We start from the raw sequence: 26,938 nt of genomic DNA, 5'->3' as shown, positions 1-26,938 counted from the left end.
CGCCAACGCCTCAACCCACTACGCGAAGCAGCAGACCATACCCGATCAGCACCACGCCCAGCAGCGGAATGGCGACCAGCGAGGCGATCGACCAGCGCAGTGCCTTGCGCGAGGCGGTGGTGGCCAAGGCCATGTTGCCGGCCAACCGATGCGAGGCCACGCGGTTGGCGTGGATCGTGGCGACGATGCCGAACGGCGGAAATCCGCAGATGATGCTGATCACCGCGAGCGCCATGTGGTCCTTGGGCGCGTTGGCCGGTGGCGTAGCCGTGTTCATTGCACCATCCATGTTCGAAGGGCCCGGGAGTTTACCCGGGCGCCTTGCTGTTGCGCAGCCCGGCGCTCACCCCTCGCAGGCCACCGCGCTGCGCGAGCGCCGGTCCACCAGCACCGCCACGCCCCACAACAGCAGGCCGCCCAGTGCCGTTGCCGCACCGACGTACCCGGTAGTGGCCGGGCTGAAACCGGCGCCGATGGCCATGCCACCGAACCACGGGCCCAGTGCATTGGCGGTGTTGAACGCGGCATGGTTGGATGCGGCGGCCAGCGTCTGTGCTTCGCCGGCCACGTCCATCAGGCGGGTCTGCAGCACCGCGGCCAGCGCGCCCATGGTGCCCACGGCGATGATCATCGGGAAAATGCTCCACACCGACTGCGCCGCCAACGGGTACGCCAGCAGCACCACGATCGACCACACCAGCACCAGCGCAGCGGCACGGAAGTGGAAGCGGTCCACCAGCCAGCCACCGGCCACGTTGCCGATGATCGCGCCGATGCCGAAGATGCCCACTGCCAGCGGCATCCAGGATTCGGCCAGGCCGGTCACCTGGACCAGCGTGGGCGCCAGGTAGGTGAACACGCAGAACATGCCGGCAAACCCCACCGACCCGATCGCCAGCGCCAGCCACACCTGGGTGCGGTTGAACGCGCGCAGTTCGCGCATCGGCGAGGTGCGCACTTCATCGGGATCGGGCAGCAGGTAGCGCGCAATCATCACCACGGTGGCGATGGCCAGCACGCTGACCAGCGCGAAGGCGGTGCGCCAGCTGAACTGCTGGCCCAGCCAGGTGGTGAGCGGGTTGCCCACCAGGATCGCCACCGACAGGCCCAGCAGCACCTTGGACATGGCTGCGCCGCGCTGTGCGGGCGGGCTGATGGCCGCGGCCACCAGCATCGCCACGCCGAAGTAGGCGCCGTGCGGCAGGCCGGCCACGAACCGGGCCACCAGCATGGTGCTGTAGTTGGGGGCCAGCGCGCTGGCCAGGTTGCCCACCGCGTAGAAGCCCATCAGCCCCAGCAGCAACGTGCGCCGGGCATAGCCGGCGCCGGCGAAAGCCAGCACCGGTGCACCCACCACAACGCCGATGGCGTAGGCGCTGATCAGGTGGCCCACCTGGGTTTCGCTGATCGACAGGCCGCGGCTGATTTCCAGCATCAGGCCCATGCTGGCGAATTCACTGGTGCCGATGGCGAAGCCACCCAGCGACAGGGCCAGCAGGATGAACGTGCGCTCGCGCGGGGACAGGCGCGCGGCCAGGGGGGCAATCGAAAGGCTCATGCGGGTGCGGTGGCGGATGCGTTGCAACGGGGAGCGGGGCATTGTACTGCTGCGGCGCAGCAATACCCCGGTTCTGTCGTGCTGCCGGGTAGGATGCTGTGATGCGCCGCCGGGCAACGCAGGCGCTCGAAGCACAAATGTGAAGCGCCGCACGGGCTGTCTCGCGGGATCGTGCGACAATTCATTCCCTGTACCCCCGATGTGGCGGGTACGCCTGCACGGGGCCCACGCCGCCCCATCGAGGAACGCAATGCATACAGGCTCCGGCTTCCCCAGTGTGGTCGGCTTTGACCTGCCTGGCCTGCAGGACGGGCCGGCCCCGTCGCGGGTGATTGTCAGTGCCTTGCTCGACACCACCCCGGGCGATGACTGGATGCGGGTCCTGGATCGCCTGGCCTGGCCGGCATTGCGGCTGGACCACGGCGTCGAACAGCTGCGCCTGGTGGGGCAGGGCATTCACTTCGTCGGGGATATCCGGGATGGACGCGGGTTGTCGGCCGCCGTGCGCGAACTGTTCGACCTGGTCACGGCCAAGGTGCTCTCTGCGCGCATGGCCGCGCTCGAAAATCCGGTGGACGACCTCGCACTGACGGCCCCGCCGTTGGCGCCCATCCTGGTGTCGCACGATCCGCGCCTCGCCGATGTCGCCGCGTTGTTGGAACTACCGGCGCTGCCGGCCCTGCTGGAACTGGCCAGCCGCCTGACCGGCATGCGCTTTGTCGCGGTCGCGCGGGTCACCGCCGAGCGCTGGACGGCATGCGCCGTGCACGACCTGCTGGGCTTCGGGCTGCAACCGGGTCAGGACCTGGTGCTGGAAACCACCATCTGCGACGAGATCCGCCAGCATCACCACACGGTGCAGTTCGACCACGCCAGTGCCGACCCGGTGTTCTCCACCCATCCCACGCCGGCGATGTACGGCTTTGAAAGCTATCTGTCGGTGCCGATGTTCCGGCGTGACGGCAGCCTGTTCGGCACCCTGTGTGCGTTGGACCCCAACCCCTCGCAGCTGGATGCGGTAAGCGTGCGGTGCTTCGAAGTGCTGGCCGCATGGATCGGCGCGCAGCTGGAGCTGGAGGATGCGCAGGGCACCATCGACGGCCAGGCGCCACAGACGGTGCGTGCCGCGTTGGCGGCGGTCGCCGAACAGGCGGCACGGATCGCCGCCAGCGCGGCGCCAACGTCAGCGTTGCACGACACTGCCAAGCGCATCGAAGCGTTGAGTCGGGTCGAGCGCTGAGGCCACTGGCAGGCGCCGGGCTCGGTCACGTGCGTCGACGGCCCCCGCGTTCAGTCCTTGAATCGCACCGAGCGGGCGATCGCCTCGACCGCTTCGTACGCATCGGCATCGCTGCCGGGTGGAAAGATCGCCACCAGGCGCACATAGCGACGTCCCGGCCATAGCGCCAGATAGTGCACGTACCGACCACCGTCAGGCAGGCTGCCGGTTACCCGCTCGCCGTCGATACCGCCAAAGGCCACCGCTTGCCGTACAAGGGGCGTGCCCTGCTGGATCTCACGGGTGCCGCCGATCAACACCCCTGACAGTCTGCCCAGATCATCCGAGCCGGCGGGCAGGGACAACTGCGAAGCGATGATCACCCGCGGCTGACCTCCGTCGGGGTCCACATCGCGTTCGCCGGCCATCATCAGCATGCCGGCGCCGGCCAGCGTATCGATCACCCGGAAGGGCGGCCGTGCGGTGGCATGGAAGGGCAGGGCCGCCAATGCCTCTTCCAGGCTGGCGGGGCTGCCCAGCGTCACCGACGCCAGGGCGGCCAGCGCAGCAGGCTGTGCAAGGGCATGCGCCGCGGGCGCCTGTACGGTCACCAGCACGGTGCGGCGCCCCTGATACAGCGCGACCCATTTGTCGAACACATGTCCATGCGCGGCCTGGCGGCCGATCGCAACCGGCACGGTGATGCCGTCGGCGGCGATGGACTGCAGGCGATCGATCTCCACCCCTTGAGTGGCAAAGTGGTGGCGTGCACTGGGCAGGTCGTTGAACAGCGTGGCAACGGCCGGCGCGCTGTGGGCCGGCAGCTCGGCTACCAGGATGCTGGCTTGGCCATCGGCGGTGACGAACCCGGCGAAGTTGGGGGCAGGCAGGAAGCCGGCCGGGGGCGCCATGCGGACCAGCGAGCCCGGCACGGGTTGCACCGGTGGCGCAGGGGGCGCCTTGCAACCCACCAGCAAGGGGAGCAGGCAGCACGCGGCGGCACGCAGAGCACGGCGAAGAAACGCAAGCATCGAAGCCTCATTGCAGAAGTCCCGGCGTCGGCGAGCCCGCCGCGGGGCGTTCAAGGCACCGGTGTGATCGCGTCACCGCCGATGGTCGAAGCCGGCCATGCTCGGATCCATCGCGGCCCGTTGCAATACAACTTCTTTGAAATGCGCGTGCCGTTGGGCTCAGCTGTCGGCGTCGACCCGGGCAAAGCGCGGGCGGCGCACGCCGTCCACCTCCACCTCCGCGCAGAACATGGCGAACGGGCGTACCCACAGGCCCACGTCCGCATCGCGCGGGCGGTACAGCACCAGCGGCTCCAGCGTTTCGCTGTGGCGCACCACGCCCAGCACGTCGTAGTTGCCGCCCTTGAAATGGCGATAGTGGCCAAGGGGCAGGCTGGGCAGGGGCGCAAGATCGGACATGGTGGCGGGGGCAGGTCAACCGATGGCCGCGAAGTATCGCACCGTGCACGTTCGGTCGCGGAGTCGCGCCGCCCGCCCGGCGCGGCTGCCCGATGACGGCCCAACGCGTAGAATAGGCCCCATTGCCGTTGTCGGCCGCCTTGGATCCGCGCGCCCATGCCGCCAGCCTCCCTGTCCAGGAAATCCCCGTTGCTTGCCGCCGAAGCGCATGCGGAGGGCTTCGTGCAGGTGCGCGAAGCGCGCCGCTCGGAGCTGGTGGAAGACTACGTGGAGCTCATCGCCGACCTGATCGCCGACGGCCGCGAGGCCCGCCAGGTGGATATCGCCACCCGCCTGGGCGTGGCGCAGCCGACCGTGGCCAAGGCGCTGAAGCGGTTGGTCAAGGAGGGCTGGGCGGTGCAGCGGCCGTATCGGGGCGTGTTCCTGACCCCGGCCGGCGAGGCGCTGGCGGTGGAGATGCGCGCGCGCCACCAGACCGTGGAGAAGTTTCTGCTGGCACTGGGCGTGGACGCCGATTCGGCGCGACGCGATGCCGAAGGCATCGAGCATCATGTGAGCGAAGCGACCCTGGCCGCGTTCGAGGCGTTCGTGCGCAAGGCCAACGGCCATGGTTGAGTACCTGCCCGCGCCGCCGCCGCTGGGCGTGCCGGTGCACGACCAGGACGAGCACTGGATGCGCCACGCGCTGGCCCTGGCCGAGCGTGCCGAACGCGAGTTCAACGAGATTCCGGTGGGTGCGTTGCTGGTCGGCGCCGACGGCCAACTGCTGGGCGAAGGCTGGAACCTCAACATCGCCGACCACGACCCCAGCGCGCATGCCGAGATCGTGGCAATGCGCAAGGCGGGCAGGGCGATCAGCAACCACCGGCTGGTGGGCAGCACGCTGTATGTGACCTTGGAGCCGTGCGCGATGTGCGCGATGGCGATCGTGCATGCGCGCGTGGCACGCGTGGTGTATGCCGCCAGCGATCCCAAGACCGGCGCCTGTGGCAGCGTCTTCGACCTGCTGGGCGATGCGCGCCACAACCACCGCGTCGAGATCCATGGCGGCGTGCTGGCCAAGGACGCCAGCACCCGGTTGACCAACTACTTCCGCGCCAAACGCGGCAAGCCGCCGCTGCTGCTGGAATAACCGGCACTGTCCGCGACGGGGTGATGACGCCGGGGCGGTATCATATCGGCCATTCTCATCCCGGCCGGCGCTGCGGCGCCGTCCCCTGCACAAGGCGTAGACATGGCTGACAACGGCGCAGAAGGCGAACGATTGATCTGGATCGACCTGGAAATGACCGGTCTGGATACCGACAACGACGCGATCATCGAGATCGCCACCGTGGTCACCGATGCGCAGTTGAACGTGCTTGCCGAAGGCCCCGAGTTCGCCATCCACCATCCGGTCGAGCGCCTGGAAGCGATGGACGAATGGAACCGCACCCAGCACCGCCGTTCCGGCCTGTGGCAGCGCGTGGTCGACAGCCAGGTCACCCTTGGCCAGGCCGAAGCGCAGACGGTGAATTTCCTGGCGCAGTGGATCAAGGCCGGTGCCTCGCCGATGTGCGGCAACTCGATCTGCCAGGACCGCCGCTTCCTGCACCGCGAGATGCCGCGGCTGGAGAAGTACTTCCATTACCGCAACCTGGACGTGTCCACGGTGAAGGAACTGGCCAAGCGTTGGGCGCCGAGCGTGGCGGCCGGGCTGACCAAGACCGCCAGCCATACCGCGCTGAGCGACGTGCACGACTCGATCGCCGAACTTCGCCATTACCGCCAGTTCATGGGCGCGTTATCGGGCCTGCCGGGCTGATCGCAACGGCCTGACGCGGGACGCACATTCCGTTCAACCGCCCGGCGCTATGATCCGGGCCATGAACGCCATCTCCCGCATGCCACCCCCGCTGGACACGCAGATCCTGCCCACTTCGCAGGATTGGGCCGACCTGCAGCGTGCCGTCACGCTGCTGGAGTCGCCGACGATCACCGCCAAGATGGCCAACCTGATCGGCTCACCGCTGGAGTTCGCGGTGAAGAAGCTGCCGAACGTGGTGTCCAAACGGATCCACGGGGCGGTCGAGGCCGCCCTGTTCAAATCTGCCCAAGCGGCGTTGTGGAGCATGGACAACACCCCCGGCAAGGCGGCGTCCACGCGTTGGCACAAGCTCGCGGCCGCCACCAGCGGCGCGGTCGGCGGGGCGTTCGGCTTCACCTCGTTGTTCATCGAACTGCCGGTCTCCACCACCATCATGATGCGGTCGGTGGCCGACGTGGCACGCAGCGAAGGCTTCGACCTGCGCGACCTCAGCACCCGGCACGCCTGCCTGGAGGTGTTCGCGCTGGGCGGCAATGCCACTGGCGACGATGCCAGCGAGACCGGCTACTACATCACCCGTGGCTTCACCGCCGAAGTGATGCGGCACCTGTCGGCCGAACTGGCCGGGCGCGCCGCCAGCGGGGGCGGGGTGATGATCGGCCTGACCCCAAAGGAGGCCGGGAAGTGGTTGGCCAAGATCGTGGAGAAGGTGGCCGCGCGCTTTGGCGTGGTGGTCACCGAGAAGTTCGCCGCGCAGGCCGTGCCGATCATCGGCGCGGTCACCGGCGCCACGCTCAACACCATGTTCACCGACTACTACCAGGACATGGCGCGCGGCCACTTCATCGTGCGCCGGCTGGAGCGCACCTACGGGTATGAAACGGTGCGTGCGGCCTATTCGATGCTGGCCGGCCAGCGCGGCTGAGGCCGCCACGCCGGGCCACGGGCGGATCGTTGCGCTGGGGGCACAACTGTTTTGCCGTGGTCGCGCTGTTGCAGCCGCCTGCCCGCCCCCATCCTTCGGGCAGACCTGTTCCGAAGGATGATTGTCCATGTTGTTCACCCCCTACCGCCTGGGCGCGCTGACGCTGCCCAACCGTATCGTGATGCCGCCGATGACCCGCTCGCGCGCGGCCGACGGCAATGTCGCCACCCCGTTGATGGCCGACTACTACGCGCAGCGTGCGTCGGCTGGCCTGATCGTCAGCGAAGGCACCCAGATCAGCCAGCAGGGCCAGGGCTACGCCTGGACCCCGGGCATCCACGATGATGCGCAGATCGCCGGCTGGCGCGGCGTGACCGATGCGGTGCACGCCGCCGGCGGCCGCATCGTGGCCCAGCTCTGGCACGTCGGCCGCGTGTCGCATACCGCGCTGCAGCCCGACGGCGGCGCGCCGGTGTCCTCCTCGGCGTTGCAGGCCGAGGGCGTCAAGGTGTTCGTCGATCCGCAGGGCAGGGGCCCGCAGGGCGGCGTGGGCGAGATGGTGCAGCACGCGATGCCGCGCGCGCTGGCGATCGAGGAGATCCCCGGCATCGTGCGCGACTACGCGCAGGCAGCACGCAACGCGATCGCCGCCGGGTTCGACGGTATCGAACTGCATGGCGCCAACGGCTACCTGATCAACCAGTTCATCGACTCGCAGGCCAACCAGCGTACCGACGCCTACGGTGGCCCGCTGCAGAACCGGCTGCGCTTCCTGCGCGAGGTGGTCGAGGCCGTGGCCGACGCGATCGGCGCCGAGCGCGTCGGCGTGCGCCTTGCCCCGCTGACCACGCTGCAGGGCGCGGTGGACGACACCCCGCAGGCGACCTACCTGGCGGCCGCACACCTGTTGGACAGCATCGGCGTGGGCTACCTGCACATCGCCGAGGCCGACTGGGACGACGCACCGGTGATGCCGGTGGCCTTCAAGGAAGCGCTGCGCATGCTCTACCGCGGCACCTTGATCTATGCCGGCAAGTACACCGTTGAACGCGCCGAAGAGGCGCTGACCAAGGGCTGGGCCGACCTGATCGCCTTCGGCCGACCGTTCATCGCCAACCCCGACCTGCCCGAGCGCCTGCGCCAAGGCCTGCCGTTGAACGCCCCGGACAAGGCCACGTTCTTCGGCGGCGGCGCGGAAGGCTTCACCGATTACCCGGTGGCAGAAACCGCCGAGGCCTGAAGGCGCGCACCCAGCGGGGGTTGAGCTGACCACCGGGTAGAGCTGACCGTTGGGTAGAGCTGACCGTTGGTCAGCTGCCCTCCGATCCGGCGCCATGAATATCGGCAGGCTCCGCCGCGCCGTGCGCGGCAGCCGACCAACGGTCGGCTCTACCGGGGGGCGACCATTCGGAAGGATCCGCCGCGCCGTGCGCGGCAGCCGACCGACGGTCGGCTCTACCGGGGGGTGACCATTCGGCAGGCTCCGCCGCGCGATGCGCCGCAGCCGACCAACGGTCGGCTCTACCGGGGCCACACAAAACAAAACCCCGCTTGCGCGGGGTTCTGTTTGCTACCGGTCTGGCTGGATCAGCCCTTGGCTTTCAGCTTGGCCAGGCGCAGCCAGGTGTCGACCACGGTGTCCGGGTTCAGCGACACCGACTCGATGCCTTCCTGCATCAGCCATTCGGCCAGGTCCGGGTGATCGGACGGGCCCTGCCCGCAGATGCCCACGTACTTGCCCTTGGCGCGCGCCGACTTGATCGCCATCGACAGCAGCTTCTTCACCGCCGGGTTCCGCTCGTCGAACAGGTGCGCCACGATCGACGAATCGCGGTCCAGGCCCAGGGTCAGCTGGGTCAGGTCGTTGGAGCCGATCGAGAAGCCGTCGAAGATCTCCAGGAACTCATCGGCGAGCAGTGCGTTGGACGGCACTTCGCACATCATGATGATCTTCAGGCCGTTCTCGCCCTGCTTGAGGCCATTCTGTTCGAGCACCTCGACGACCTTGCGGCCTTCTTCCAGGGTGCGCACGAACGGAATCATGACCCACAGGTTGTCCAGGCCCATCTCGTTGCGCACGCGCAGCACGGCCTGGCATTCCAGCGCGAAGGCGGCCGAGAAGCTCGGGTCGACGTAACGGCTGGCGCCGCGGAAGCCGATCATCGGGTTCTCTTCATGCGGCTCGTAGTTGCTGCCGCCGATCAGGTTGGCGTACTCGTTGGACTTGAAGTCCGACAGGCGCACGATCACCGGGTTCGGCGCAACCGACGCGGTCAGCGTGGCGATGCCCTCGGCCAGACGGCCCACATAGAAGCTCACCGGATCGGCGTAACCGGCGATCTTCTCGTCGATCTTCTTCTTGGTCGCCGCGTCCTGGCGGTCGTATTCCAGCAGCGCGTTGGGATGGATGCCGATGTGGCTGGCAATGATCATCTCCAGGCGGGCCAGGCCGATGCCGGCGTTCGGCAGCTGGCCGAAGTCGAAGGCACGTTCCGGGTTGGCCACGTTCATCATGATCTTCAGCGGCGCCGGCGGCATGTTGCCCAGGTCCGTGGTCGTGCGCTCGAACGCGAGGATGCCGTCGTAGATGAAGCCGGTGTCGCCCTCGGCGCAGCTGACGGTGACCTGCTGGCCATCCTGGATCAGCTGGGTGGCGTTGCCCGAGCCGACCACGGCCGGCACGCCCAGCTCACGGGCGATGATCGCCGCGTGGCAGGTACGGCCACCGCGGTTGGTCACGATGGCCGAGGCGCGCTTCATCACCGGCTCCCAATCGGGGTCGGTCATGTCGGCAATCAGCACGTCGCCGGGCTGCACGCGGGCCATGTCTTCCAGCGACTTCACCACGCGGGCGGTACCGGCACCGATCTTGGCGCCCACGGCGCGGCCTTCGGCCAGCACCTTGCCGTCCTTCTGGCTCAGCGCGAAACGCTCGATCTGGGTGGCATGGCCACGCGACTTCACCGTTTCCGGGCGCGCCTGCACGATGAACAGCTTGCCGCTCACGCCGTCCTTGGCCCACTCGATATCCATCGGGCGGCCGTAGTGCTTTTCGATGACCAGCGCCTGCTTGGACAGTTCCTGCACGTCCTCGTCGCTGATCGAGAAGACGTTGCGCTGCTCGGCGGGGGTGTCTTCGATGCGCACGCGCTCACCGGGGACATCCGAATACACCATGCGGATGGCCTTGCTGCCCAGCGAACGGCGCAGGATCGCCGGCTTGCCGGCGCTCAGGGTGGGCTTGTAGACGTAGAACTCGTCGGGGTTGACCGCACCCTGCACGACCATTTCGCCCAGGCCGAACGAGGAGGTGACAAACACCACGTCGCGGAAGCCGGACTCGGTGTCCAGGGTGAACAGCACGCCGGACGAACCCACGCCCGAACGCACCATCAACTGCACGCCCGAGGACAGGAACACGTCTTCGTGCTTGAAACCGTGGTGGACGCGGTAGGCGATGGCGCGGTCGTTGTACAGCGAGGCGAACACTTCCTTGACCTTGAGCACGACATCGTCGGCACCGGTGACGTTGAGGAAGGTCTCCTGCTGGCCGGCAAACGACGCATCGGGCAGATCTTCGGCGGTGGCCGAGGAGCGCACTGCCACGGCCACGTCACCGCCGCCGTTCTCGTCGCACAGCTTCTTGTAGGCGCTGCGGATGTCCTGGTCCAGCTGCGGCTGCAGCGGGGCGTCGATGACCCAGCCGCGGATTTCCTTGCCCGCTACGGTGAGCGCGGCGACATCTTCCACGTCCAGCGTGGCCAGCTTGTCGAAGATGCGCTTGGACAGATCGTTGTGCGCGATGAAGTCCTTGAAGGCTTCAGCGGTGGTTGCATAACCGCCGGGGACAGAAACCCCCAGGCCGGCAAGATTGCCGATCATTTCGCCCAGCGACGAATTCTTGCCGCCTACGCGGGCCAGATCGGCCAAGCGCAGTTCGTGCAACCACAGGATATTCTCGTTCAAGCGCGATGCTCCGTTTGGCCATCGCCCGAGGCGGGCTTGGATGGCCACGTCCGTAGGAAGAAGCCGATATGATGCCGGGCAGACCGCTGTCGGCACAAGCTTGTATCGACAGCCTTTTTAAGCTTCGTAGGGGGTAAAAGCCGTATGTCGACGATCCGTCCGGTGTTCTACGTGTCCGATGGAACCGGTATCACCGCTGAAACCATTGGGCATAGCCTGTTGACCCAGTTCTCCGGGTTCAGCTTCATTACCGACCGGATGTCGTTCATCGATGATCCGGAAAAGGCCCGCGAAGCGTGTGAAAGGATCCGTGCAGCCGGGGAGCGCTACCAGGTCCGGCCGATCGTGGTCAGTTCCTGCGTGGACAGCGGGCTGAGCATCATCCTGGCCGAAAGCGGCGGGTTGATGCTGGACGTGTTCGCCCCCTTCATCGAGCCCCTGGAGCGCGAACTGGCGGTCAACCGCCACTCCCGGGTGGGCCAGGCGCACGGCATGGTGGACTTCGAGACCTACCACCGGCGCATCAATGCGATGAACTTCGCGCTGACCCACGATGACGGCATTGCCATCAACTACGACGACGCCGACGTGATCCTGGTGGCGGTGTCGCGGGCCGGCAAGACCCCCACCTGCATCTACCTGGCCCTGCATTACGGGGTGCGCGCGGCCAATTACCCGCTCACCGACGAAGACCTGGAGCAGGACCGCCTGCCGCCCCGGCTGCGCCCGTACCGCAAGAAGCTGTTCGGCCTGACCATCGACCCGGACCGCCTGCAGCAGATCCGCCAGGAGCGCCGCCCGAACTCGCGCTACGCCAACCTGGAGACCTGCAAGCGCGAGGTGGCCGCGGCCGAGACCATGTTCCGCATGGAGCGCATCCCGACCCTGAGCACCACGCACACCTCGATCGAGGAGATTTCCAGCAAGGTGCTGACCACCCTGGGGCTGCAGCGCGAGTTGTATTGACCCCTTTGGCCGGGGCCTGGCCGCCCCCACGTTGAAGGATCAACGTGTAGGATCGACCCCATGGCCCAGGCAACGCCCCGCATCGAACGCATCCCCAGGCTCAGCCGTCTGAGCTGGCTGATGGGCCTGTACGCGGAAAACTACCAGCACCTGGTGCGGCTGTTCGCACCGGCCGAACTGGTGGCCGGCAGCTACGTGTCGTCGGTGGGCGATGGGCTGGACGTCCGCCTGGACGTCATCGAGTGCCACCGCTACACGGTCGAACTGCGCCTGACCTACGACTTCGCCGACCCGGTCACCGGGCAGCCGGATCCGTCGGCCTATGTGCGGCTGTACCGTGACGCGCGCCAGGCCGAGACCACCCACTGCTACGTGGGGCGGCGCTGGCAGGACGTGGTGGGCATGTACCCGCCGCCGGCCGAGTTGATCAGCCACCGCATGCGCATGAACACCTTCCTGGGCAAATGGCTGGAATACCTGGCCGAGCGCGGTCACGGCGTGGCCACCCTGCGCCGCGACGGCGATGCCCTGCCGGCCCCGGCCGACACCCAGCGCACCCGCGTGGCCGGCTGAGCCAACCGCGCCGCGCCGATCGCGCATAATCGGGGTTTGTGCCTGTTGAGCCTCTGCCTCATGCCCTATACCCCGATCATGGCCACCCTCGGCTACGTGATTTCGCCCGATGGCAAGCAAGCCCTGATGATCCACCGCAACGCCCGCCCGGGCGATCTGCACCTGGGCAAGTACAACGGCCTGGGCGGCAAGATGGAGCGTGACGAAGACGCTGCGGCCTGCATGCGCCGCGAGATCCGCGAGGAAGCCGGGATCGAATGCGGCACCATGCGCCTGCGCGGCACCATCAGCTGGCCGGGCTTCGGCAAGCACGGCGAAGACTGGTTCGGGTTCGTGTTCGTGATCGACGATTTCACCGGTACGCCGCTGACCTCCAACCCCGAGGGCACCCTGGAGTGGGTGGACCTGGACAAGCTGGACACCCTGCCACTGTGGGAAGGCGACCGCAGCTTCCTGCCGCTGGTGTTCGGCGACGACCCGCGCGCCTTCCACGGGGTGATGCCGTACCGCGATGGCGCCATGCAGTCCTGGACCTACACCCGCCTATAACGGCGGTAGTGCCGGCCGCTGGCCGGCAACCCAACCAACCCAGCACCGCCGCGCCATCACCGCCGCGCCAGCAACAGATGGAAGTGCTTCTCCACCTGGCGCCCGTCATTGCTGGTGCCGGTTTCCCGGTGCGCCCGCCAGCCGCAGACCCGCAGCCCACTGCTGCGCATGGCCAGCTCCACGTCGGCCAGCTCATGCAGGTGGAACCCATGCGCGGTAAAGGGCAGGGTGCGCATGAAGGCCGCATCGCCGAAGGCCAGGCACAGCCGGCCGCCGGGGCGCAGGACCCGGGCCAGTTCAGCCAGCGCCAGCGCGGGCTGTTCCCAGAAGTACACGGTGTTCACCGCCAACGCCGCATCGATGCAGGCGTCCTCCAGGTCCAGCGCATGCACATCGCCCAGGCGGACGGCGGCGCGGCCGTGCAGGTCGGCGGCGGTCAGGCGGTCCTGCGCGGCATCCACCATGTCCGCCGACACCTCAACACCCAGGTAGCGGCTGCCGGGCGCGCGCAGCAGGTCAGCAGCGAAGGCCGCGTTGCCTGGGCCGATCTCCAGCACCTGTTCGCGAGCGGCGACGGCCAGCAGGGCGATGGCCGCCTGGTTCAGCGCGCCGTTGCTGCGGTTCATGGACTCGGCTACAGCCAGTGCATGGTCCCCATGCGGGTGGCGCAACTGGGCAGCAAGATGTTCGGGTGAAAGCACGCAGGCAACTCCTGTCGCAAGGGGCGGGCAGGACGTAGCGGCGGCGTGCCCACCCACCAGCATACCCGTGGACGGAGCGCTTCGGACACTGCCCGGTGCCGGCGATGACACCGGCGGCAGCTGTCAACCGGCCATCGGTGATCAATAAATAACCAACGTCGCGGCGGCTGAGACGGAGTTGTCCACAGGGGGTGTGGATGACTGGTGCGCAAGTTTGTGGATAAGCCATGGCAGCCCCCGCCAGTTCTCGCTGTCAAGATGGGTGGCCAAAAATTCACCGCATGTCGTTGTCCCGTGAAGGCGTCGCCAAGGCGTCGGCCGCACCGCTCTGTCACGGTTTGGGCTGCTCGCGGTACTCTCTTGCGATTGCCGTCTACAGATCACCCATGAAACGTCACTTCTCGATGCTGCGCGAGTTCCACCTGGCGGACTGGTTCACCCTGGCCAACGCGTTCTGCGGCACCGGCGCGGTGTTCGCCGCCATGCGCTTCCTGCAGGACGGGCAGCGCAGCTACCTGTTGTTCGGCATGGCGTTGATCCCGCTGGCCTTCATCTTCGACGCGCTCGACGGGCGCATCGCGCGCTGGCGCAAGTCCAGCTCGACGCTGGGCCGGGAGCTGGATTCGCTGTCGGACATCATTTCCTTCGGCGTGGCCCCGGCCGCGCTGGCCTACGCCTGCGGCATGCAGGGCGGCTGGGACTGGCTGGTGCTGAGCTATTTCGTGTGCTGCGGGGTCAGCCGCCTGGCGCGCTACAACGTGACCGCCGAGGCATTGGCGGGCGAGGGCGACAAGGTGCCGTACTTCGAAGGCACGCCCATTCCCACCAGCCTGGCGCTGGTGGTGGTGCTGGCGGTGGCCGCCAGCATGGGCGCCATCGGCCACAACCTGTGGCTGGGCCAGTGGCAACTGGGTCCGTGGCAGCTGCACCCGATGGTGCTGTTGTTCGCCCTGTCCGGCTCGCTGATGATCAGCAAGACCCTGCGTATTCCCAAGCCATGAACCTGCCCCTGTCATTGTCCCTGATCCTGTCCGGCCTGCAGCCTGGAGCCCGCCGATGAGCACGGCCGGCAGCGGCGGCAACGCGGGCGACATCGAAGCCCTGGCGCGCCAGTATTTCAGCGCCTGGGGCGATGCCCTGCGCCACGCCGCCGTGCCACCCGGCGCGCCCGGCGCGCAAGGCGCGGGGCAGGGCAGTTGGCAGCAGGCCATCGACTGGTGGGCGCAGATGATGCCCAATGCCAACAGCAGCCCGGCCGACGACGCGGTGCACCGCTTCCGCGAACAGGCCGGTGGCTGGTACGGCACCATGCAGCAGGTGGCCGCGCAGTTCGCCGGCCGCGATGCCAGCAGTGCCGATGTCGCCCAGGCCTGGAAGCAGGCCGTCGAGGGCCAGGGCGACGGGCTGTTGCAGTGGATGCTGCAGGGCGCGCGGGGTCACACCCAGGCCGGCGGCCCGGACCTGTTGAAGCTGCTGGAAACCCTGCAGCGCGACCTGGGCCCGTGGTTGCAGAGCCCGGCGTTCGGCCCCGGTCGTGAGCACCAGGCCCGCTGGCAGGCGCTGCTGCGCGCCCAGCAGGACTACCAGGCGCACTCGCGCGACTACGTGGACCAGATCAAGCAGGCGCTGGACGATGCGTTCAAACTGTTCGAGCAGCGCCTGGCCGAGCACGAGCAGCCGGGCAACCAGCTGACCAGCGCGCGCGCGATGTTCGACCTGTGGATCGAGGCGGCCGAAGAGGCGTACGCCAAGGTGGCGATGTCCGAGCCGTTCCAGCAGGTGTATGCCGAACTGGGCAACGCGCAGATGCGCCTGCGCGCGGCCACCCAGCACGAGATCGAACGGGTGTGCGAGGCGATCGGCATGCCCACCCGCACCGAAATGGATGCCGCGCACCGCCGCATCACCGACCTGGAGCGGCTGGTACGGCGCATGGCGGCCGGCGTCGCGCCCCAGCCGGCAGCGGCTGAGTCACCGAAAGCGGCGTCGCGCCCGCGCGCGGCCCGCGGCGATGCAGCGCCCACGCCCGGCCCGGTCAAGAAGCCGGCCAAAGCGGCCAAGCCCGCTGCGAAAAAGGCGTCGTCGGCCCCCGTGAAAAAGAGCGCCCCCAAGGCGTCGGCGAAACCGGCCGCCGCCAAGCCGCGGAAGCGCACGCCATGAAAGGGCCGTTGGGCTTCAATGCCGAGGACCTGCTGCAGGAGACCCTGGCCATGCAGCGCAAGCTGCTGGACGGGTTGACCCTGCTGCCGTCGGTGGAGGACGTGGACTACGGCGCCACCGCGCGCGAGGAAGTGTGGAGCGACGGCAAGGTCGTCCTGTACCGCTTCGTCGGCGACGATGCGCCGGTCCAGCGTACGCCGCTGCTGATCGTCTACGCGCTGGTCAACCGCCCGTACATGGTGGACCTGCAGGCCGACCGCTCGCTGGTCCAGCGCCTGCTCGCGCTCGGCCACGACGTGTACGTGCTGGACTGGGGCTACCCGGACCGCTCCGAGCGCTACCAGACGCTCGAGGACTACCTGCTGCGCTTCGTGGACGGCGCGGTGGACCACCTGCAGGCGCAGTCGGGCGCCCCGATCAACATGCTCGGCATCTGCCAGGGCGGGGTGTTCGCGCTGTGCTACGCCGCGCTGCGCCAGCACAAGCTGGCCAACCTGATCACGATGGTCACCCCGGTCGACTTCCAGACCCCCGACAACATGCTGTCGCACTGGGCGCGGCAGGTGGACGTGGACCTGCTGGTGGACACGCTGGGCAACATCCCGGCCGACCTGATGAATGCCAGCTACCTGATGCTCAAGCCGTTCCGGCTCAACGTGCAGAAGTACGTCGGCCTGCTCGACATCCTGGACGACAAGGCCGCGCTGCAGGATTTCCTGCGCATGGAAAAGTGGATCTTCGATTCGCCCGACCTCGCCGGCGAGACCTTCCGTGATTTCATCAAGCAGTTCTACCAGGGCAACGGCCTGATGCACGACGGCATCAAGATCGGCGAAGACACCGTCCAGCTGTCGCAGGTCACCCTGCCGGTGCTGAACATCTACGCCGAGCAGGACCACCTGGTGCCGCCGGATGCGTCACGCGCGATGCGCGGCCGGATCGGCAGCACCGACTACACCGAAAGCAGTTTCCGCGGCGGCCACATCGGCATCTACGTGTCCGGCCGCGCCCAGCGCGAGGTGCCCGGTACGATCACGGATTGGTTGAAGGAACGTTCCGCATGACCCATCGCCTCCGCGCAGTGCTTGCACTGGCCCTCATCGCCCCCGGCGTGGCGCTGGCCGCCCCGAGCGACACCGCCCGCCGCGAGATCGCCGGCCTGATCGGCGCGCTGGATGGTTCCAGCTGCCGCTTCCAGCGCAATGGCAGCTGGCATGACGCCGCCGAGGCGCGCGCACACCTGCAGCGCAAGTACGACTACCTGCTCAAGAAGGACAAGGTGGACACCGCCGAGCAGTTCATCGAGCGGGCCGCCAGCCAGAGCAGCATGAGCGGCAAGCCCTACCGCATTGCCTGCCCGGGCCAGCCCGAGCAGACCGCCGCGGTGTGGTTTGGCGCGCGTCTGAAGGCCCTGCGCCAACGCACCTTGTAGACATCGCCCGCGGTACAGTCCGCCCTCCAGTCCCGGAGACCGCTGCCATGAACGCCACGCCGCGCACGCTGTCGCGCTCGCTCAACGACCGCATGATCGCCGGGGTGATGGGCGGCATCGCGCATCGCTTCGGCTGGAGTGCCACCGTGGTGCGGGTGGTGTTCGTGCTGGTCTCGGTGCTGTCGGCGGCCTTCCCGGGCATCCTGGTCTACCTGATCCTGTGGCTGCTGATCCCCAACGAGGCCGATTGAGCCTGCCACCGCTGGCGCTGCGCGTCCTGCAGGGGCTGGGCGCGGTGTGGACCGCGCCCAACACCCTGATCGGTCTGATCGGCGGCCTGGCCGGGATGGTGGCCGGCGCGCGCCCGTCCTGGAACCGCCGCGACCTGGCCATCGTGTTCCGTGACTGGCCGTGGGGGCCGGGCGGGGCGATCACGCTGGGCAACGTCATCCTGCACACCGGCCCGGTGCTGGACGTGGCCTGCCGCACCTACGCCCACCAGGCCGGGCACTGCACCGAACCGGTGATCGGCCTGCACGACCACGAGCGCGCGCATGTCTACCAGTACCTGGTGCTGGGCCCGCTGTATCTGCCGGTGTACCTGGTGTGTGGCGGGGTAAGCGCGCGTAACCCGTTTGAACGCGCCGCCGATGTGTACGCCATGACCGGCCGCGGCTGGTGGCCGGGTGTGCCGTAAGGCGCTGTAGCCGACGTTAGTGCGGCGTTAAATCGGTGTAAATAAAACGTCGCGCAACGCGACGTCATCTGCATGCAAACAAAGGTTATTAGGCTGCATGACGGATCAGTCAGGTTCGGCACGCTAAACTGGCGCCTGTTGTAATTGCACGATGCGTCACAGGAGGAACACATCACATGGCAATCGTTCTTTATGTCGGTGGTAGCAAGGATGGCGACAAAGGATTGGTACCCCACGGTTTCAGCAAGTCCCGGGCCGATACCGACACCGGGCCGGAGATCTATACCGAGCGGTTCATGGAACTGCCGGGCATCGGCAAGATCCGGGTAATGGCCCTGGAATCCCTGCGCGACGAGATCGTCCACCAGCGCACCGCCCAGCATTACCGCTGAAGCGGCAGTAGCGCCGGGCTCTGCCCGGCGCCCGACCGGTAGTGCCGGCCGCTGGCCGGCTCCACGCACACCCCGAACCCGTAGAGCCGGGCTCTGCCCGGCTGTCCGTGTACACCGACCGTAATGAGGAGCCGGCCAGCGGCCGGCACTACCGTGGGCGATGCGACTGTCATGAGAAGCCGGGCAGAGCCCGGCTCTACGCCAGGCACCCGCGGGCGACAGGTTCGCCCCCCGCTGTCAACGCCTTCCCCCCGCCGCCGTGCGTTGCCACAATCGGGACTTTCCGTACTGCGGCTCCGGCCGGAAGCAATGCCTGACATCAAGCTCGCCCAGCAGATCGCCCAGACCATCGCCGATGAAATCGGTGCCCAGCCTGCCCAGGCGCGTGCCGCCATCGCCCTGTTGGACGAAGGCGCCAGCGTCCCGTTCATTGCCCGCTACCGCAAGGAAGTCACCGGCGGCCTGGACGACACCCAGCTGCGCAACCTGGAAACCCGCCTGACCTACCTGCGCGAGCTGGAAGACCGCCGCGCCGCCGTGCTGTCCAGCATCGACGAACAGGGCAAGCTCACCGACGAACTCCGCAACGAGATCCTTGGCGCCGATACCAAGTCGCGCCTGGAAGATCTGTACCTGCCGTACAAGCCCAAGCGCCGCACCCGCGCCCAGATCGCGCGCGAAGCCGGGCTGGAACCGCTGGCCGATGGCCTGCTGGCCGATCCAACCCTGGACCCGCAGGTGTTCGGTGCCACCTTCGTCGATGCCGACAAGGGCGTGGCCGACACCAAGGCCGCGCTGGAAGGCGCCCGCGCGATCCTGATGGAGCGTTGGGGTGAAGACGCCGCGCTGGTCGGCGAGCTGCGCAGCTGGCTCGGCGAAAACGGGGTCATCCGTGCCCGTGTCGCCGAAGGCAAGGAAGAGCAGGGCGCCAAGTACCGCGACTACTTCGAACACGCCGAATCGCTGGCGAAGATTCCCTCGCACCGGCTGCTGGCGCTGTTCCGTGCGCGCCGCGAGGAAATCCTGTTCCTGGAACTGGACCCGGGCACCGAGGCCGAGGCTGGCCATGTGTATGCCGAAGGGCGGGTGGCCTACAAGGCCGGCATCGCCGACGCCGGCCGCCCCGGCGACCGCTGGCTGCTCGACGCCTGCCGCCTGACCTGGCGCGCCAAGCTGCACATGCACCTGCTGCTGGACCTGTTCAACCAGGCCCGCGAGAAGGCCGAAGCCGAGGCGATCGCGGTGTTCGGCGACAACCTCAAGGACCTGCTGCTGGCCGCCCCGGCTGGCCCCAAGAGCGTGCTCGGGCTGGACCCGGGCATCCGCACCGGCTGCAAGATCGCCGTGGTCGATGCCACCGGCAAGCTGGTGGCCACCGACACCATCTACCCGCACGAACCGCGCCGGCAGTGGGACCAGTCGCTGCAGACGATCAAGCAGCTGTGCATGAAGCACAACGTGGAACTGATCGCGATCGGCAACGGCACCGCCAGCCGCGAAACCGACAAGTTGGCCGGGGAGGCCATCAAGGCACTCGGCGACAGCAAACTGCAGAAGATCGTGGTCAGCGAGGCCGGCGCGTCGGTGTACTCGGCCTCCGAATTCGCCGCCAAGGAGTTCCCGGACCTGGACGTGTCGATCCGCGGCGCGGTTTCCATTGCCCGTCGCCTGCAGGATCCGCTGGCCGAGCTGGTCAAGATCGAACCCAAGGCGATCGGCGTGGGCCAGTACCAGCACGACGTGGACCAGTACCGCCTGGCGCGTGCGCTGGATGCGCGGGTGGAGGACTGCGTCAACGCGGTCGGCGTGGAGGTCAACACCGCCTCGGCCGCGCTGCTCTCGCGCGTGTCCGGGTTGTCGGCCACGGTGGCCGAGAACATCGTGCGTCATCGCGACGACAACGGCCCGTTCAAGCGCCGCAAGGACCTGCTCAAGGTGCCGCGCCTGGGCGACAAGACCTTCGAACAGTGTGCCGGCTTCCTGCGCATCGCCGATGGCGACCAGCCGCTGGATGCCTCCTCGGTGCACCCGGAAGCCTACCCCGTGGTGGAGCGCATCGTGGCCGCCACCGCACGCCCGATCAAGGCGTTGATCGGCGATGGCAGCTTCCTGCGTGGGCTGAAGGCCGAACAGTTCACCGATGCCACCTTCGGCGTGCCGACCGTGCGCGACATCCTGAAGGAGCTGGAAAAGCCCGGCCGCGACCCGCGCCCGGAGTTCAAGGCGGCGCGTTTCGCCGAGGGCGTGGAAGAACTCAAGCACCTGCAGCCGGGCATGATCCTGGAAGGCGTGGTCAGCAACGTGGCCGCGTTCGGTGCGTTCGTCGACATCGGCGTGCACCAGGACGGCCTGATCCACATCTCGGCGCTGTCGGACACCTACGTCAAAGACCCGCGTGATGTGGTCAAGGCCGGTGACATCGTCAAGGTGAAGGTGCTGGAGGTGGACGTGGCGCGCAAGCGCATCGCCCTGACCCGGCGCCTGGACGACACCCCAGCCCCGGCCAAGGCCCCGGGCGAGCGCGATGCCCGGCCTGCCGGTGGCGGTCGCCGTGATGGCGGCGGCGGGGGCGGGCAGCGCAATGGCGGCCGTGGCGCCGCCCCGGGCCCGCGCCCGGGCAGTGCCGCGCCGCCGGCCAACAACGCCCTGGCCGACGCCTTCGCCCGCGCCAAACGCGGCGGCTGAACCGGCCTGGATCCACCCGCCAGGGGCCGCCGTGTGCGGCCCTTGGCGTCTCTGGCGGGCACGGCACTTCTGGTTTCACTCCGTGTTGGTCACACTTCCCGTCAAATGCCCGTAGGCTGGGCAGGCGCCGGGGAGGCCATATGACAACGCACCAGGCAGGGCCGGAAGGTCGGGCAGGGCCACGTGCAGTACGGCGCGGCGTCCGCCCGCGTGCGTGGCCGGACGCATGAGCCACGATCCGGCCGGCACCGCGCACGGCACCGCGCACGGCACCGACGCGGCGTTGCGTGACATCACCGAGCGCCACCGGCGCCTGCAGATGATCATCGACGGCACCGGTGCCGGCACCTGGGAATGGAATGTCCAGGACGGCCGGATGTGGGTCAACGAACGCTGGGCGCAGATCGTGGGCTACACCCGCGACGAACTGGCGCCGATCACCCCCGACACGTTTTTCCGGCTGGTCCACCCGGACGACCTGGCCCAGTCCAACGCGCGGCTGCGCGAACACCTGGAAGGGCGCTCGCCGCACTACGACAGCCTGTGCCGCATGCGCCACAAGGACGGCCACTGGATCTGGGTGCAGGATCGCGGCCGCGTCTACGAATGGGACGCGCACGGCCAGCCGCAGTGGATGGCCGGGGCACACGCCGACGTCACCGACCTGCAGACTGCGCGGCAGGACGCGGCCAACATGCGCCAGCGCCTGCAGGCGGTGGTGGATGCCTCCGACGAAGTGGCGGTGATCGCCACCGACATCGATGGCGTGGTCAACCTGTTCAACACCGGGGCGCAGAAACTGCTGGGCTACACGCCCGCCGAGGTGATCGGGCGGGTCAACCCGGGCCTGTTCCATGACCCGGATGAAATGATGGAGTACCTGCGCCCGCAGGCCGATGCCGATGGCCGCGTGCCCACCGTCTTTGAAGCGCTCACCGCGCACGCCACGCAGGGCACCTGGTCGCACCAGTGGACGTACGTGCGTAAGGACGGCGAGCGCCGCCAGGTGCGGCTGTCGATCAGCCCGTTGGACGCCAGCGGTGGTCACCGGATCGGCTACGTCGGCATGGCGGTGGACATCACCCCATTACTCGAAGTCCGCGAGCAGGCGTACCTGGCGGCCGAAAAATTCGCCGGTGCGTTCTCTTCGGCCGCGCTCGGCATGGCGCTGGTGTCGCTGGAAGGGCGCTGGCTGGACGTCAACGACGCGCTGTGCGGCATCCTCGGCTACACGCGCGCCGAGCTGCTGGCAGTGGACTTCCAGACGCTCACCCATGCAGACGATCTCAACACCGACCTGGCCCTGGTCGCCGACCTGCTCAACGGGCGGCGCGACCACTACCACATGGACAAACGCTACCTGGGCAAGCGCGGCAACATCGTGTGGGGCCGGCTGTCGGTGTCGCTGGTGCGCTCCGAACACGGCGAGCCGCTGCACTTCGTGTCGCAGATCCAGGACGTCACCGCCCAGCGCCAGAGCAGCCTGCAACTGCGCGAATCCGAGCAGCGCACCCGCGTCACCCTGGATGCGGTGGCGGACATGGTGCTGACCCTGGATCTGCAGGGGCTGATCCAATACGCCAACGCTGCGGCCACCCGCGCGCTGGCCGGGGAGGGCGCCTCGCCCCTGGCCGGTGGCCAGGTCCAGGACGTGATGGAGCTGACCACCGAATACGCGCCGCGCTCGCCGCTGGACATCGCCGTGCTGCTCGACCCGGAGAGCAACGCGGTGGACCTGCATTCGGACCTGCTGCTGTCGGTGGGCGCGCAGCTGCTGCCGGTGGATCTCACCCGTGCCTGGCTGCGCGCCGAGGACGGCCAGGTCAGTGGCGCGGTCTGGGTGATCCGCGATGTGACCCAGCAACGTGCCCGCCAGCGCGAAGCGCGCCACCTGGCCGAGGTCGACCCGCTTACCGAGCTGAGCAACCGCCGCGGGTTCGAAGCCCACCTGCAGCAGGCCATCACCCGGGTCGCCCGGACCGGGCAGTCGGCCTCGCTGATGTTCATCGACCTGGACAACTTCAAGCCGGTCAACGACAGCCATGGCCACCTCGCCGGCGATGCCATGCTCTGGGCGGTGGCCAACGTGCTGCGCCACGGCGTGCGCGATTCGGACATCGTGGCGCGGCTGGGCGGCGACGAGTTCGCGGTGATCCTGGCCGGCTGCTCGCTCAAGCGCGCACGCCGCATCGCCAGCGACCTGCTGGACGGCGTACGCACACTGACCATTCCTTGGGACCTGCAGCGGCTGAGCGTCGGCGCCAGCATCGGCATCGCCGCGATCGGCGGCAGCATGAGCGTGGACGACGCGGTGGCCGCGGCCGATGCCCAGTGCTACCTGGCCAAGGCGGCAGGCAAGAACAATGTGCAGGTGGAGACGCCGACCATGGAAGGGCTGGACCCGCTGGACGTCGAGACCACCGAAGGCGGGGAAGGCTGACGGGTGGCCCCGCAGCCCTGCTGACACCGGGTGAACTTTTTTATGAACCCGCCCTAAAGCTTCCTGCACGGCTGTCGATATTGATTCTGGAGCCTCCGTCGCTCCGCGCTGGTGCCCCGCCACCTCTCGTCGGCCCGGGCTCGCGTGACTTTGCAACAGGCTGTCTGCCGGATGCAGTACTGCAGTTGTACAAAGCCGCAGAAGCGACGTGAGCCATGACGTCGCCGCACCTCCCACGCCAGACGAAGTGCCGACGGGCATGGTGCCCATCGGATTCCAGCACGCCAGGGACCGAGGATCAGATGATGCTTACTTCAGGTATGCACGCGCATGTGCAAGGACGTACCGACGCCGCTTCCCGCCCTTCACTGTGGCAGGCCCTGAAAGCCAGCGTGATCGCGCCCGGCCAGGCACGACAGTCTGCCAGTGCCGCCAGCCAGCGACGCCAGTGCGAGCTGGAAGCCCAGGTGGCCGCGCTGCACCGGGTGCAGGCGGTCATCGAGTTCGACCTCGACGGCACCATCCTGCAGGCCAACGACAATTTCCTGCAGGCGGTGGGCTACCGGCTCGATGAAATCCAGGGCCGGCACCATGCCATGTTCGTCGAACCGGCCCTTGCCCAAGGCCAGGAGTACCGCGACTTCTGGGCGCGGCTCGGGCGCGGTGAATTCGACGCCGGCCAATACCGGCGGCTGGGCAAGGGCGGCCGCGAGATCTGGATCCAGGCCTCCTACAACCCGGTGCTGGACGGCAACGGGCGTCCCTACAAGGTGGTGAAGTTCGCCACCGACATCACCGCGCAGATGCAGCAGGCCGCCGACGTGTCCGGCCAACTGGCGGCGATCAACAAATCGCAGGCGGTCATCGAATTCAGCCTGGACGGCCGCATCCTGTCGGCCAACGACAACTTCCTGGCGACCACCGGCTACACACTGGACGAAGTACGTGGCCAGCACCACGCCATGTTCGTGGAACCCGAGCACCGCCAGAGCCCGGACTACGCCCGGTTCTGGGAAAAGCTGGGCCGCGGCGAGTACGACGCCGGCCAGTACCGGCGCTTCGGCAAGGGCGGCCGCGAGGTGTGGATCCAGGCGTCGTACAACCCGATCCTGGACATGAACGGCCGCCCGTTCAAAGTGGTCAAGTACGCCACCGACATCACCGCCCAGGTGCGTGACAGCCTGGCCATGCAGCACGCCGTGGCGCAGACCCGCGAGGTGGTGGCCGCGGCCAAGGGCGGTGACCTCACCGGGCATATCGCCACCGAGGACAAGAACGGCCCGATCGCCGAGCTGTGCGAAGGCATCAATGCGCTGGTTGAGGCGATGGCCTCGATCATCGCGCAGATCAAGTTCGCCGCCGACACCATCGCGGTGGGCGCCAGTGAGATCGCCGAAGGCAACAGCGACCTGTCGGTGCGTACCGAGCAGCAGGCCGCATCGCTGGAGGAAACCGCGGTCTCGATGAAGGGCCTCACCGCCACCGTGCAGCAGACCGCCACCAACGCCCGCCAGGCCAGCGAGCTGGCCAGCGGCGCGGTGGACGTGGCCGCGCAGGGCGGCCATGTCGTGCATGAAGTGGTGTGCACGATGGCGCTGATCAACGAATCGTCGCGTCGGATCGTCGACATCATCGGTGTCATCGACGGCATCGCCTTCCAGACCAACATCCTGGCGCTCAACGCGGCGGTGGAAGCCGCGCGCGCCGGCGAGCATGGGCGCGGCTTTGCGGTGGTCGCCTCGGAGATCCGGTCGCTGTCGCAGCGCTCGGCGGGCGCGGCCAAGGAGATCAAGCAGTTGATCGCCGATTCGGTGGAGAAGGTGGGCACTGGTACCGGGCAGGTCGAGAGCGCCGGCCGCACCATGGACGAGATCGTGGTCAACGTGAAGCGGGTCAGTGCGTTGATCAGCGAGATCAGTGCGGTGGCCCAGCAGCAGAGCGAAAGCATCGGGCAGATTCATCAGGCGGTCGACCACATCGACGAAGGCACCCAGCAGAATGCCGCGCTGGTGGAGGAGGCGTCCGCGGCCGCGCGCAGCATGGAAGAGCAGGCTACCCAGTTGCTGCAGACGGTGGCCGCGTTCCGGGTGGAGGCCGGTGCGGGCATCGCGCGGCAGGCCATCGCGGCAGCGGGACATGGCCAACCGGCGCTGCGGCTGGTGTAAGCGTCTGCTGTGCCTGACAACGTATCGGGGCGCTACCTGCGTGCCAATCGTGTTGCGCTTTGGGATACTCGGCCTTCCAACGGAAGGTCGAGACCACCACCATGTCAATGACAGCAGGACGCAGCGCAGTACTTCTGGTCGCACTGGCCGCGGCGGGCGCCGCCAACGCGGCGTCGGCCGTGTTTTACGACACCACTACCGGTGTTTACGGCTATTCGATGAACCAGCGCACCGTCAGCGCGGCAATGCAGCAGGCGTTGGGCTACTGCGTGCAGCGTTCACCGAACTGTGCGAGCCAGGCAAGTACCACCGCCCCGGGATTCTCCGCGGTGTACACCGGCACCCGCGCCGTGGGTTTTGCGCTGTCTGAAAAAGAGGATGGCGCTGCCCAGCGCAAGGCCGAAGCGATGTGCCGTCGCCAGGCCCGGGATTGCGTTCTGGCGCTGGTGTGGCGCGAGACCCCGCCGCTGACGCCGGACGCGTCGGCGCAGGCCGCCGTGCTGCAACAACGGGCTGCGTCTACCGCTGCGGCGGTGGCTGCGGCCAATGCCGCTGCCGAAACCGCTGCCAAAGCGGCGGCTGCATCGAGATCCACTGAATGAGTCCACGGAAGGGGCTGCCGTTCGGCAGCCCCTGAAATGCAAAAGGCCAGATCCGAAGATCTGGCCTGTGCAATTCCATGGTGCCGAAGGTGGGACTCGAACCCACACGCTTTTAAGGGCGGCGGATTTTGAGTCCGCTGCGTCTACCGATTCCGCCACTTCGGCTGGCTGGCCGCGTAGTGTATACAAATTGCGGAGATCTGTGCAGCCCTGAACGCTTCATGTGATGTTCGATCTTCATTGGGGCAGGACGCTATACTCACCGGGCTGAACCATACAGAGAGCCGGGATGAGCGCATTGCAGGATCTTCGGGTACTCGTGGTCGAGAACGACGAAATGAGTGCGGCCCTGCTGCAGATGCAGCTGGCCCAGGCCGGCGCGGTCGTCGTCGGCCCGGCGGCGTCGGTTGCCGATTCGCTGCGCCTGCTCGGCCAGAGCGAGCCCCAGGTGGCGCTGCTGGATTACCGGCTGGCCAATAATGAAACCAGTGAACCGGTCGCGGCCGCCTTGAGCGCCCGGGGCATTCCGTTCGTGCTGGCTACCGGCATGGCGCCGGATCACCTGCCGGCGGTGTTCCGCACCGGCGTGATGCTGACCAAGCCGTACCTCACCGCGGAACTGAACGCGGCGTTGGAACGCGCGCTGCAGGCCGCATCGGTCGCCAGCTGAT

At 67.9% G+C, this 26,938-nt stretch carries 27 protein-coding genes and 1 tRNA gene; 21 read left to right on the top strand and 7 right to left on the bottom strand.

The window, feature by feature from the left end:
- Positions 1 to 10: 10 nt before the first annotated feature.
- Together ACZ0AE_RS11690 and ACZ0AE_RS11685 are read right to left on the bottom strand one after the other, a co-directional pair.
- On the bottom strand, positions 11 to 277 hold the full coding sequence (locus ACZ0AE_RS11690) for a CD225/dispanin family protein (RefSeq protein WP_038687842.1): 267 nt from the start codon (positions 275 to 277) through the stop codon (positions 11 to 13).
- 66 nt (positions 278 to 343) lie between these two features.
- The gene (locus ACZ0AE_RS11685; protein WP_038687844.1) at positions 344 to 1,558 is read right to left on the bottom strand and encodes an MFS transporter; all 1,215 of its coding nucleotides are present in this window, start codon (positions 1,556 to 1,558) and stop codon (positions 344 to 346) included.
- A gap of 250 nt (positions 1,559 to 1,808) precedes the next feature.
- On the opposite strand from ACZ0AE_RS11685, the gene ACZ0AE_RS11680 reads away from it, so the two are divergent.
- A complete protein-coding gene (locus ACZ0AE_RS11680; protein WP_448133912.1) occupies positions 1,809 to 2,798 on the top strand; it encodes a GAF domain-containing protein in 990 nt (329 codons plus the stop codon).
- A 50-nt stretch (positions 2,799 to 2,848) separates the two neighbouring features.
- Here the strand turns inward: ACZ0AE_RS11680 and ACZ0AE_RS11675 are convergent, their stop codons facing one another.
- On the bottom strand, positions 2,849 to 3,808 hold the full coding sequence (locus ACZ0AE_RS11675; protein WP_463601188.1) for a hypothetical protein: 960 nt from the start codon (positions 3,806 to 3,808) through the stop codon (positions 2,849 to 2,851).
- Positions 3,809 to 3,967: 159 nt separating this feature from the next.
- Positions 3,968 to 4,207 (bottom strand): DUF1653 domain-containing protein, encoded by a 240-nt coding sequence (locus ACZ0AE_RS11670; protein WP_463601187.1) that lies wholly within the window; start codon positions 4,205 to 4,207, stop codon positions 3,968 to 3,970.
- Between the two features lie 156 nt (positions 4,208 to 4,363).
- Between ACZ0AE_RS11670 and mntR the strand changes: the two genes are divergently transcribed.
- The 5 genes from mntR (at position 4,364) to ACZ0AE_RS11645 (ending at position 8,179) form a co-directional block, all read left to right on the top strand.
- Positions 4,364 to 4,822, top strand: a complete 459-nt coding sequence (gene mntR / locus ACZ0AE_RS11665; RefSeq protein WP_038687850.1) for a manganese-binding transcriptional regulator MntR — start codon at positions 4,364 to 4,366, stop codon at positions 4,820 to 4,822.
- On the top strand, positions 4,815 to 5,339 hold the full coding sequence (tadA, locus tag ACZ0AE_RS11660; protein WP_038692092.1) for a tRNA adenosine(34) deaminase TadA: 525 nt from the start codon (positions 4,815 to 4,817) through the stop codon (positions 5,337 to 5,339). Before mntR ends, tadA begins: the two co-directional genes overlap by 8 nt.
- A gap of 102 nt (positions 5,340 to 5,441) precedes the next feature.
- A complete protein-coding gene (gene orn / locus ACZ0AE_RS11655; RefSeq protein WP_038687851.1) occupies positions 5,442 to 6,011 on the top strand; it encodes an oligoribonuclease in 570 nt (189 codons plus the stop codon).
- Positions 6,012 to 6,072: 61 nt separating this feature from the next.
- Positions 6,073 to 6,939, top strand: a complete 867-nt coding sequence (locus tag ACZ0AE_RS11650; protein ID WP_258317334.1) for an EcsC family protein — start codon at positions 6,073 to 6,075, stop codon at positions 6,937 to 6,939.
- A 127-nt stretch (positions 6,940 to 7,066) separates the two neighbouring features.
- Complete coding sequence (locus ACZ0AE_RS11645) at positions 7,067 to 8,179, top strand: alkene reductase (RefSeq protein WP_463601186.1); 1,113 nt, start codon at positions 7,067 to 7,069, stop codon at positions 8,177 to 8,179.
- A 347-nt stretch (positions 8,180 to 8,526) separates the two neighbouring features.
- On the opposite strand, the gene ppsA is transcribed toward ACZ0AE_RS11645, so the two are convergent.
- Entirely contained in the window at positions 8,527 to 10,905 is a 2,379-nt protein-coding gene (ppsA, locus tag ACZ0AE_RS11640) for a phosphoenolpyruvate synthase (RefSeq protein WP_038687855.1), read from the bottom strand.
- Positions 10,906 to 11,049: 144 nt separating this feature from the next.
- On the opposite strand from ppsA, the gene ppsR reads away from it, so the two are divergent.
- The 3 genes from ppsR to ACZ0AE_RS11625 are packed head-to-tail and all read left to right on the top strand — an operon-like array spanning position 11,050 to position 12,993.
- The gene (gene ppsR / locus ACZ0AE_RS11635; protein WP_038687857.1) at positions 11,050 to 11,871 is read left to right on the top strand and encodes a posphoenolpyruvate synthetase regulatory kinase/phosphorylase PpsR; all 822 of its coding nucleotides are present in this window, start codon (positions 11,050 to 11,052) and stop codon (positions 11,869 to 11,871) included.
- A 60-nt stretch (positions 11,872 to 11,931) separates the two neighbouring features.
- Positions 11,932 to 12,444, top strand: coding sequence for a DUF1249 domain-containing protein (locus tag ACZ0AE_RS11630; RefSeq protein WP_038687859.1), 513 nt, complete (start codon positions 11,932 to 11,934; stop codon positions 12,442 to 12,444).
- A 60-nt stretch (positions 12,445 to 12,504) separates the two neighbouring features.
- Positions 12,505 to 12,993: an NUDIX hydrolase gene (locus ACZ0AE_RS11625; protein WP_038687861.1), complete on the top strand. Its 489-nt coding sequence runs from the start codon at positions 12,505 to 12,507 to the stop codon at positions 12,991 to 12,993.
- A 56-nt stretch (positions 12,994 to 13,049) separates the two neighbouring features.
- On the opposite strand, the gene ACZ0AE_RS11620 is transcribed toward ACZ0AE_RS11625, so the two are convergent.
- Entirely contained in the window at positions 13,050 to 13,757 is a 708-nt protein-coding gene (locus ACZ0AE_RS11620; protein WP_463601185.1) for a class I SAM-dependent methyltransferase, read from the bottom strand.
- A 323-nt stretch (positions 13,758 to 14,080) separates the two neighbouring features.
- Here ACZ0AE_RS11620 and ACZ0AE_RS11615 point away from each other — a divergent pair, with 323 nt between their 5' ends.
- The 11 genes from ACZ0AE_RS11615 to ACZ0AE_RS11565 all read left to right on the top strand — a co-directional run bounded on the left by ACZ0AE_RS11615 (position 14,081) and on the right by ACZ0AE_RS11565 (position 26,267).
- Positions 14,081 to 14,695 carry a CDP-alcohol phosphatidyltransferase family protein gene (locus tag ACZ0AE_RS11615; RefSeq protein WP_038687864.1) on the top strand — a complete coding sequence of 205 codons (615 nt, stop codon included), beginning with the start codon at positions 14,081 to 14,083 and terminating at the stop codon, positions 14,693 to 14,695.
- 55 nt (positions 14,696 to 14,750) lie between these two features.
- Complete coding sequence (gene phaE / locus ACZ0AE_RS11610; protein ID WP_463601184.1) at positions 14,751 to 15,854, top strand: class III poly(R)-hydroxyalkanoic acid synthase subunit PhaE; 1,104 nt, start codon at positions 14,751 to 14,753, stop codon at positions 15,852 to 15,854.
- A complete protein-coding gene (gene phaC / locus ACZ0AE_RS11605; protein WP_463601183.1) occupies positions 15,851 to 16,918 on the top strand; it encodes a class III poly(R)-hydroxyalkanoic acid synthase subunit PhaC in 1,068 nt (355 codons plus the stop codon). Before phaE ends, phaC begins: the two co-directional genes overlap by 4 nt.
- The gene (locus ACZ0AE_RS11600) at positions 16,915 to 17,286 is read left to right on the top strand and encodes a YfeK family protein (RefSeq protein ID WP_038687871.1); all 372 of its coding nucleotides are present in this window, start codon (positions 16,915 to 16,917) and stop codon (positions 17,284 to 17,286) included. Before phaC ends, ACZ0AE_RS11600 begins: the two co-directional genes overlap by 4 nt.
- A gap of 47 nt (positions 17,287 to 17,333) precedes the next feature.
- Positions 17,334 to 17,537, top strand: coding sequence for a PspC domain-containing protein (locus tag ACZ0AE_RS11595; protein WP_038687873.1), 204 nt, complete (start codon positions 17,334 to 17,336; stop codon positions 17,535 to 17,537).
- A complete protein-coding gene (locus ACZ0AE_RS11590) occupies positions 17,534 to 17,983 on the top strand; it encodes a hypothetical protein (protein ID WP_051598793.1) in 450 nt (149 codons plus the stop codon). Before ACZ0AE_RS11595 ends, ACZ0AE_RS11590 begins: the two co-directional genes overlap by 4 nt.
- A gap of 176 nt (positions 17,984 to 18,159) precedes the next feature.
- The gene (locus tag ACZ0AE_RS11585; protein ID WP_038687875.1) at positions 18,160 to 18,375 is read left to right on the top strand and encodes a hypothetical protein; all 216 of its coding nucleotides are present in this window, start codon (positions 18,160 to 18,162) and stop codon (positions 18,373 to 18,375) included.
- Positions 18,376 to 18,684: 309 nt separating this feature from the next.
- The gene (locus ACZ0AE_RS11580; protein ID WP_463601182.1) at positions 18,685 to 21,060 is read left to right on the top strand and encodes a Tex family protein; all 2,376 of its coding nucleotides are present in this window, start codon (positions 18,685 to 18,687) and stop codon (positions 21,058 to 21,060) included.
- Between the two features lie 226 nt (positions 21,061 to 21,286).
- Entirely contained in the window at positions 21,287 to 23,500 is a 2,214-nt protein-coding gene (locus tag ACZ0AE_RS11575; RefSeq protein ID WP_463601181.1) for a PAS domain S-box protein, read from the top strand.
- 305 nt (positions 23,501 to 23,805) lie between these two features.
- Positions 23,806 to 25,665 carry a methyl-accepting chemotaxis protein gene (locus tag ACZ0AE_RS11570; protein ID WP_447594231.1) on the top strand — a complete coding sequence of 620 codons (1,860 nt, stop codon included), beginning with the start codon at positions 23,806 to 23,808 and terminating at the stop codon, positions 25,663 to 25,665.
- 101 nt (positions 25,666 to 25,766) lie between these two features.
- Complete coding sequence (locus ACZ0AE_RS11565) at positions 25,767 to 26,267, top strand: DUF4189 domain-containing protein (RefSeq protein ID WP_463601180.1); 501 nt, start codon at positions 25,767 to 25,769, stop codon at positions 26,265 to 26,267.
- A gap of 78 nt (positions 26,268 to 26,345) precedes the next feature.
- On the opposite strand, the gene ACZ0AE_RS11560 is transcribed toward ACZ0AE_RS11565, so the two are convergent.
- Positions 26,346 to 26,432 (bottom strand) — tRNA-Leu (locus ACZ0AE_RS11560).
- A gap of 124 nt (positions 26,433 to 26,556) precedes the next feature.
- Between ACZ0AE_RS11560 and ACZ0AE_RS11555 the strand changes: the two genes are divergently transcribed.
- Positions 26,557 to 26,937 carry a response regulator gene (locus ACZ0AE_RS11555; protein WP_038687884.1) on the top strand — a complete coding sequence of 127 codons (381 nt, stop codon included), beginning with the start codon at positions 26,557 to 26,559 and terminating at the stop codon, positions 26,935 to 26,937.
- Position 26,938 lies beyond the last annotated feature (1 nt).

This window comes from Stenotrophomonas sp. AC248, from assembly GCF_979258185.1.
This window is presented reverse-complemented; position numbering and strand designations above follow the sequence as displayed.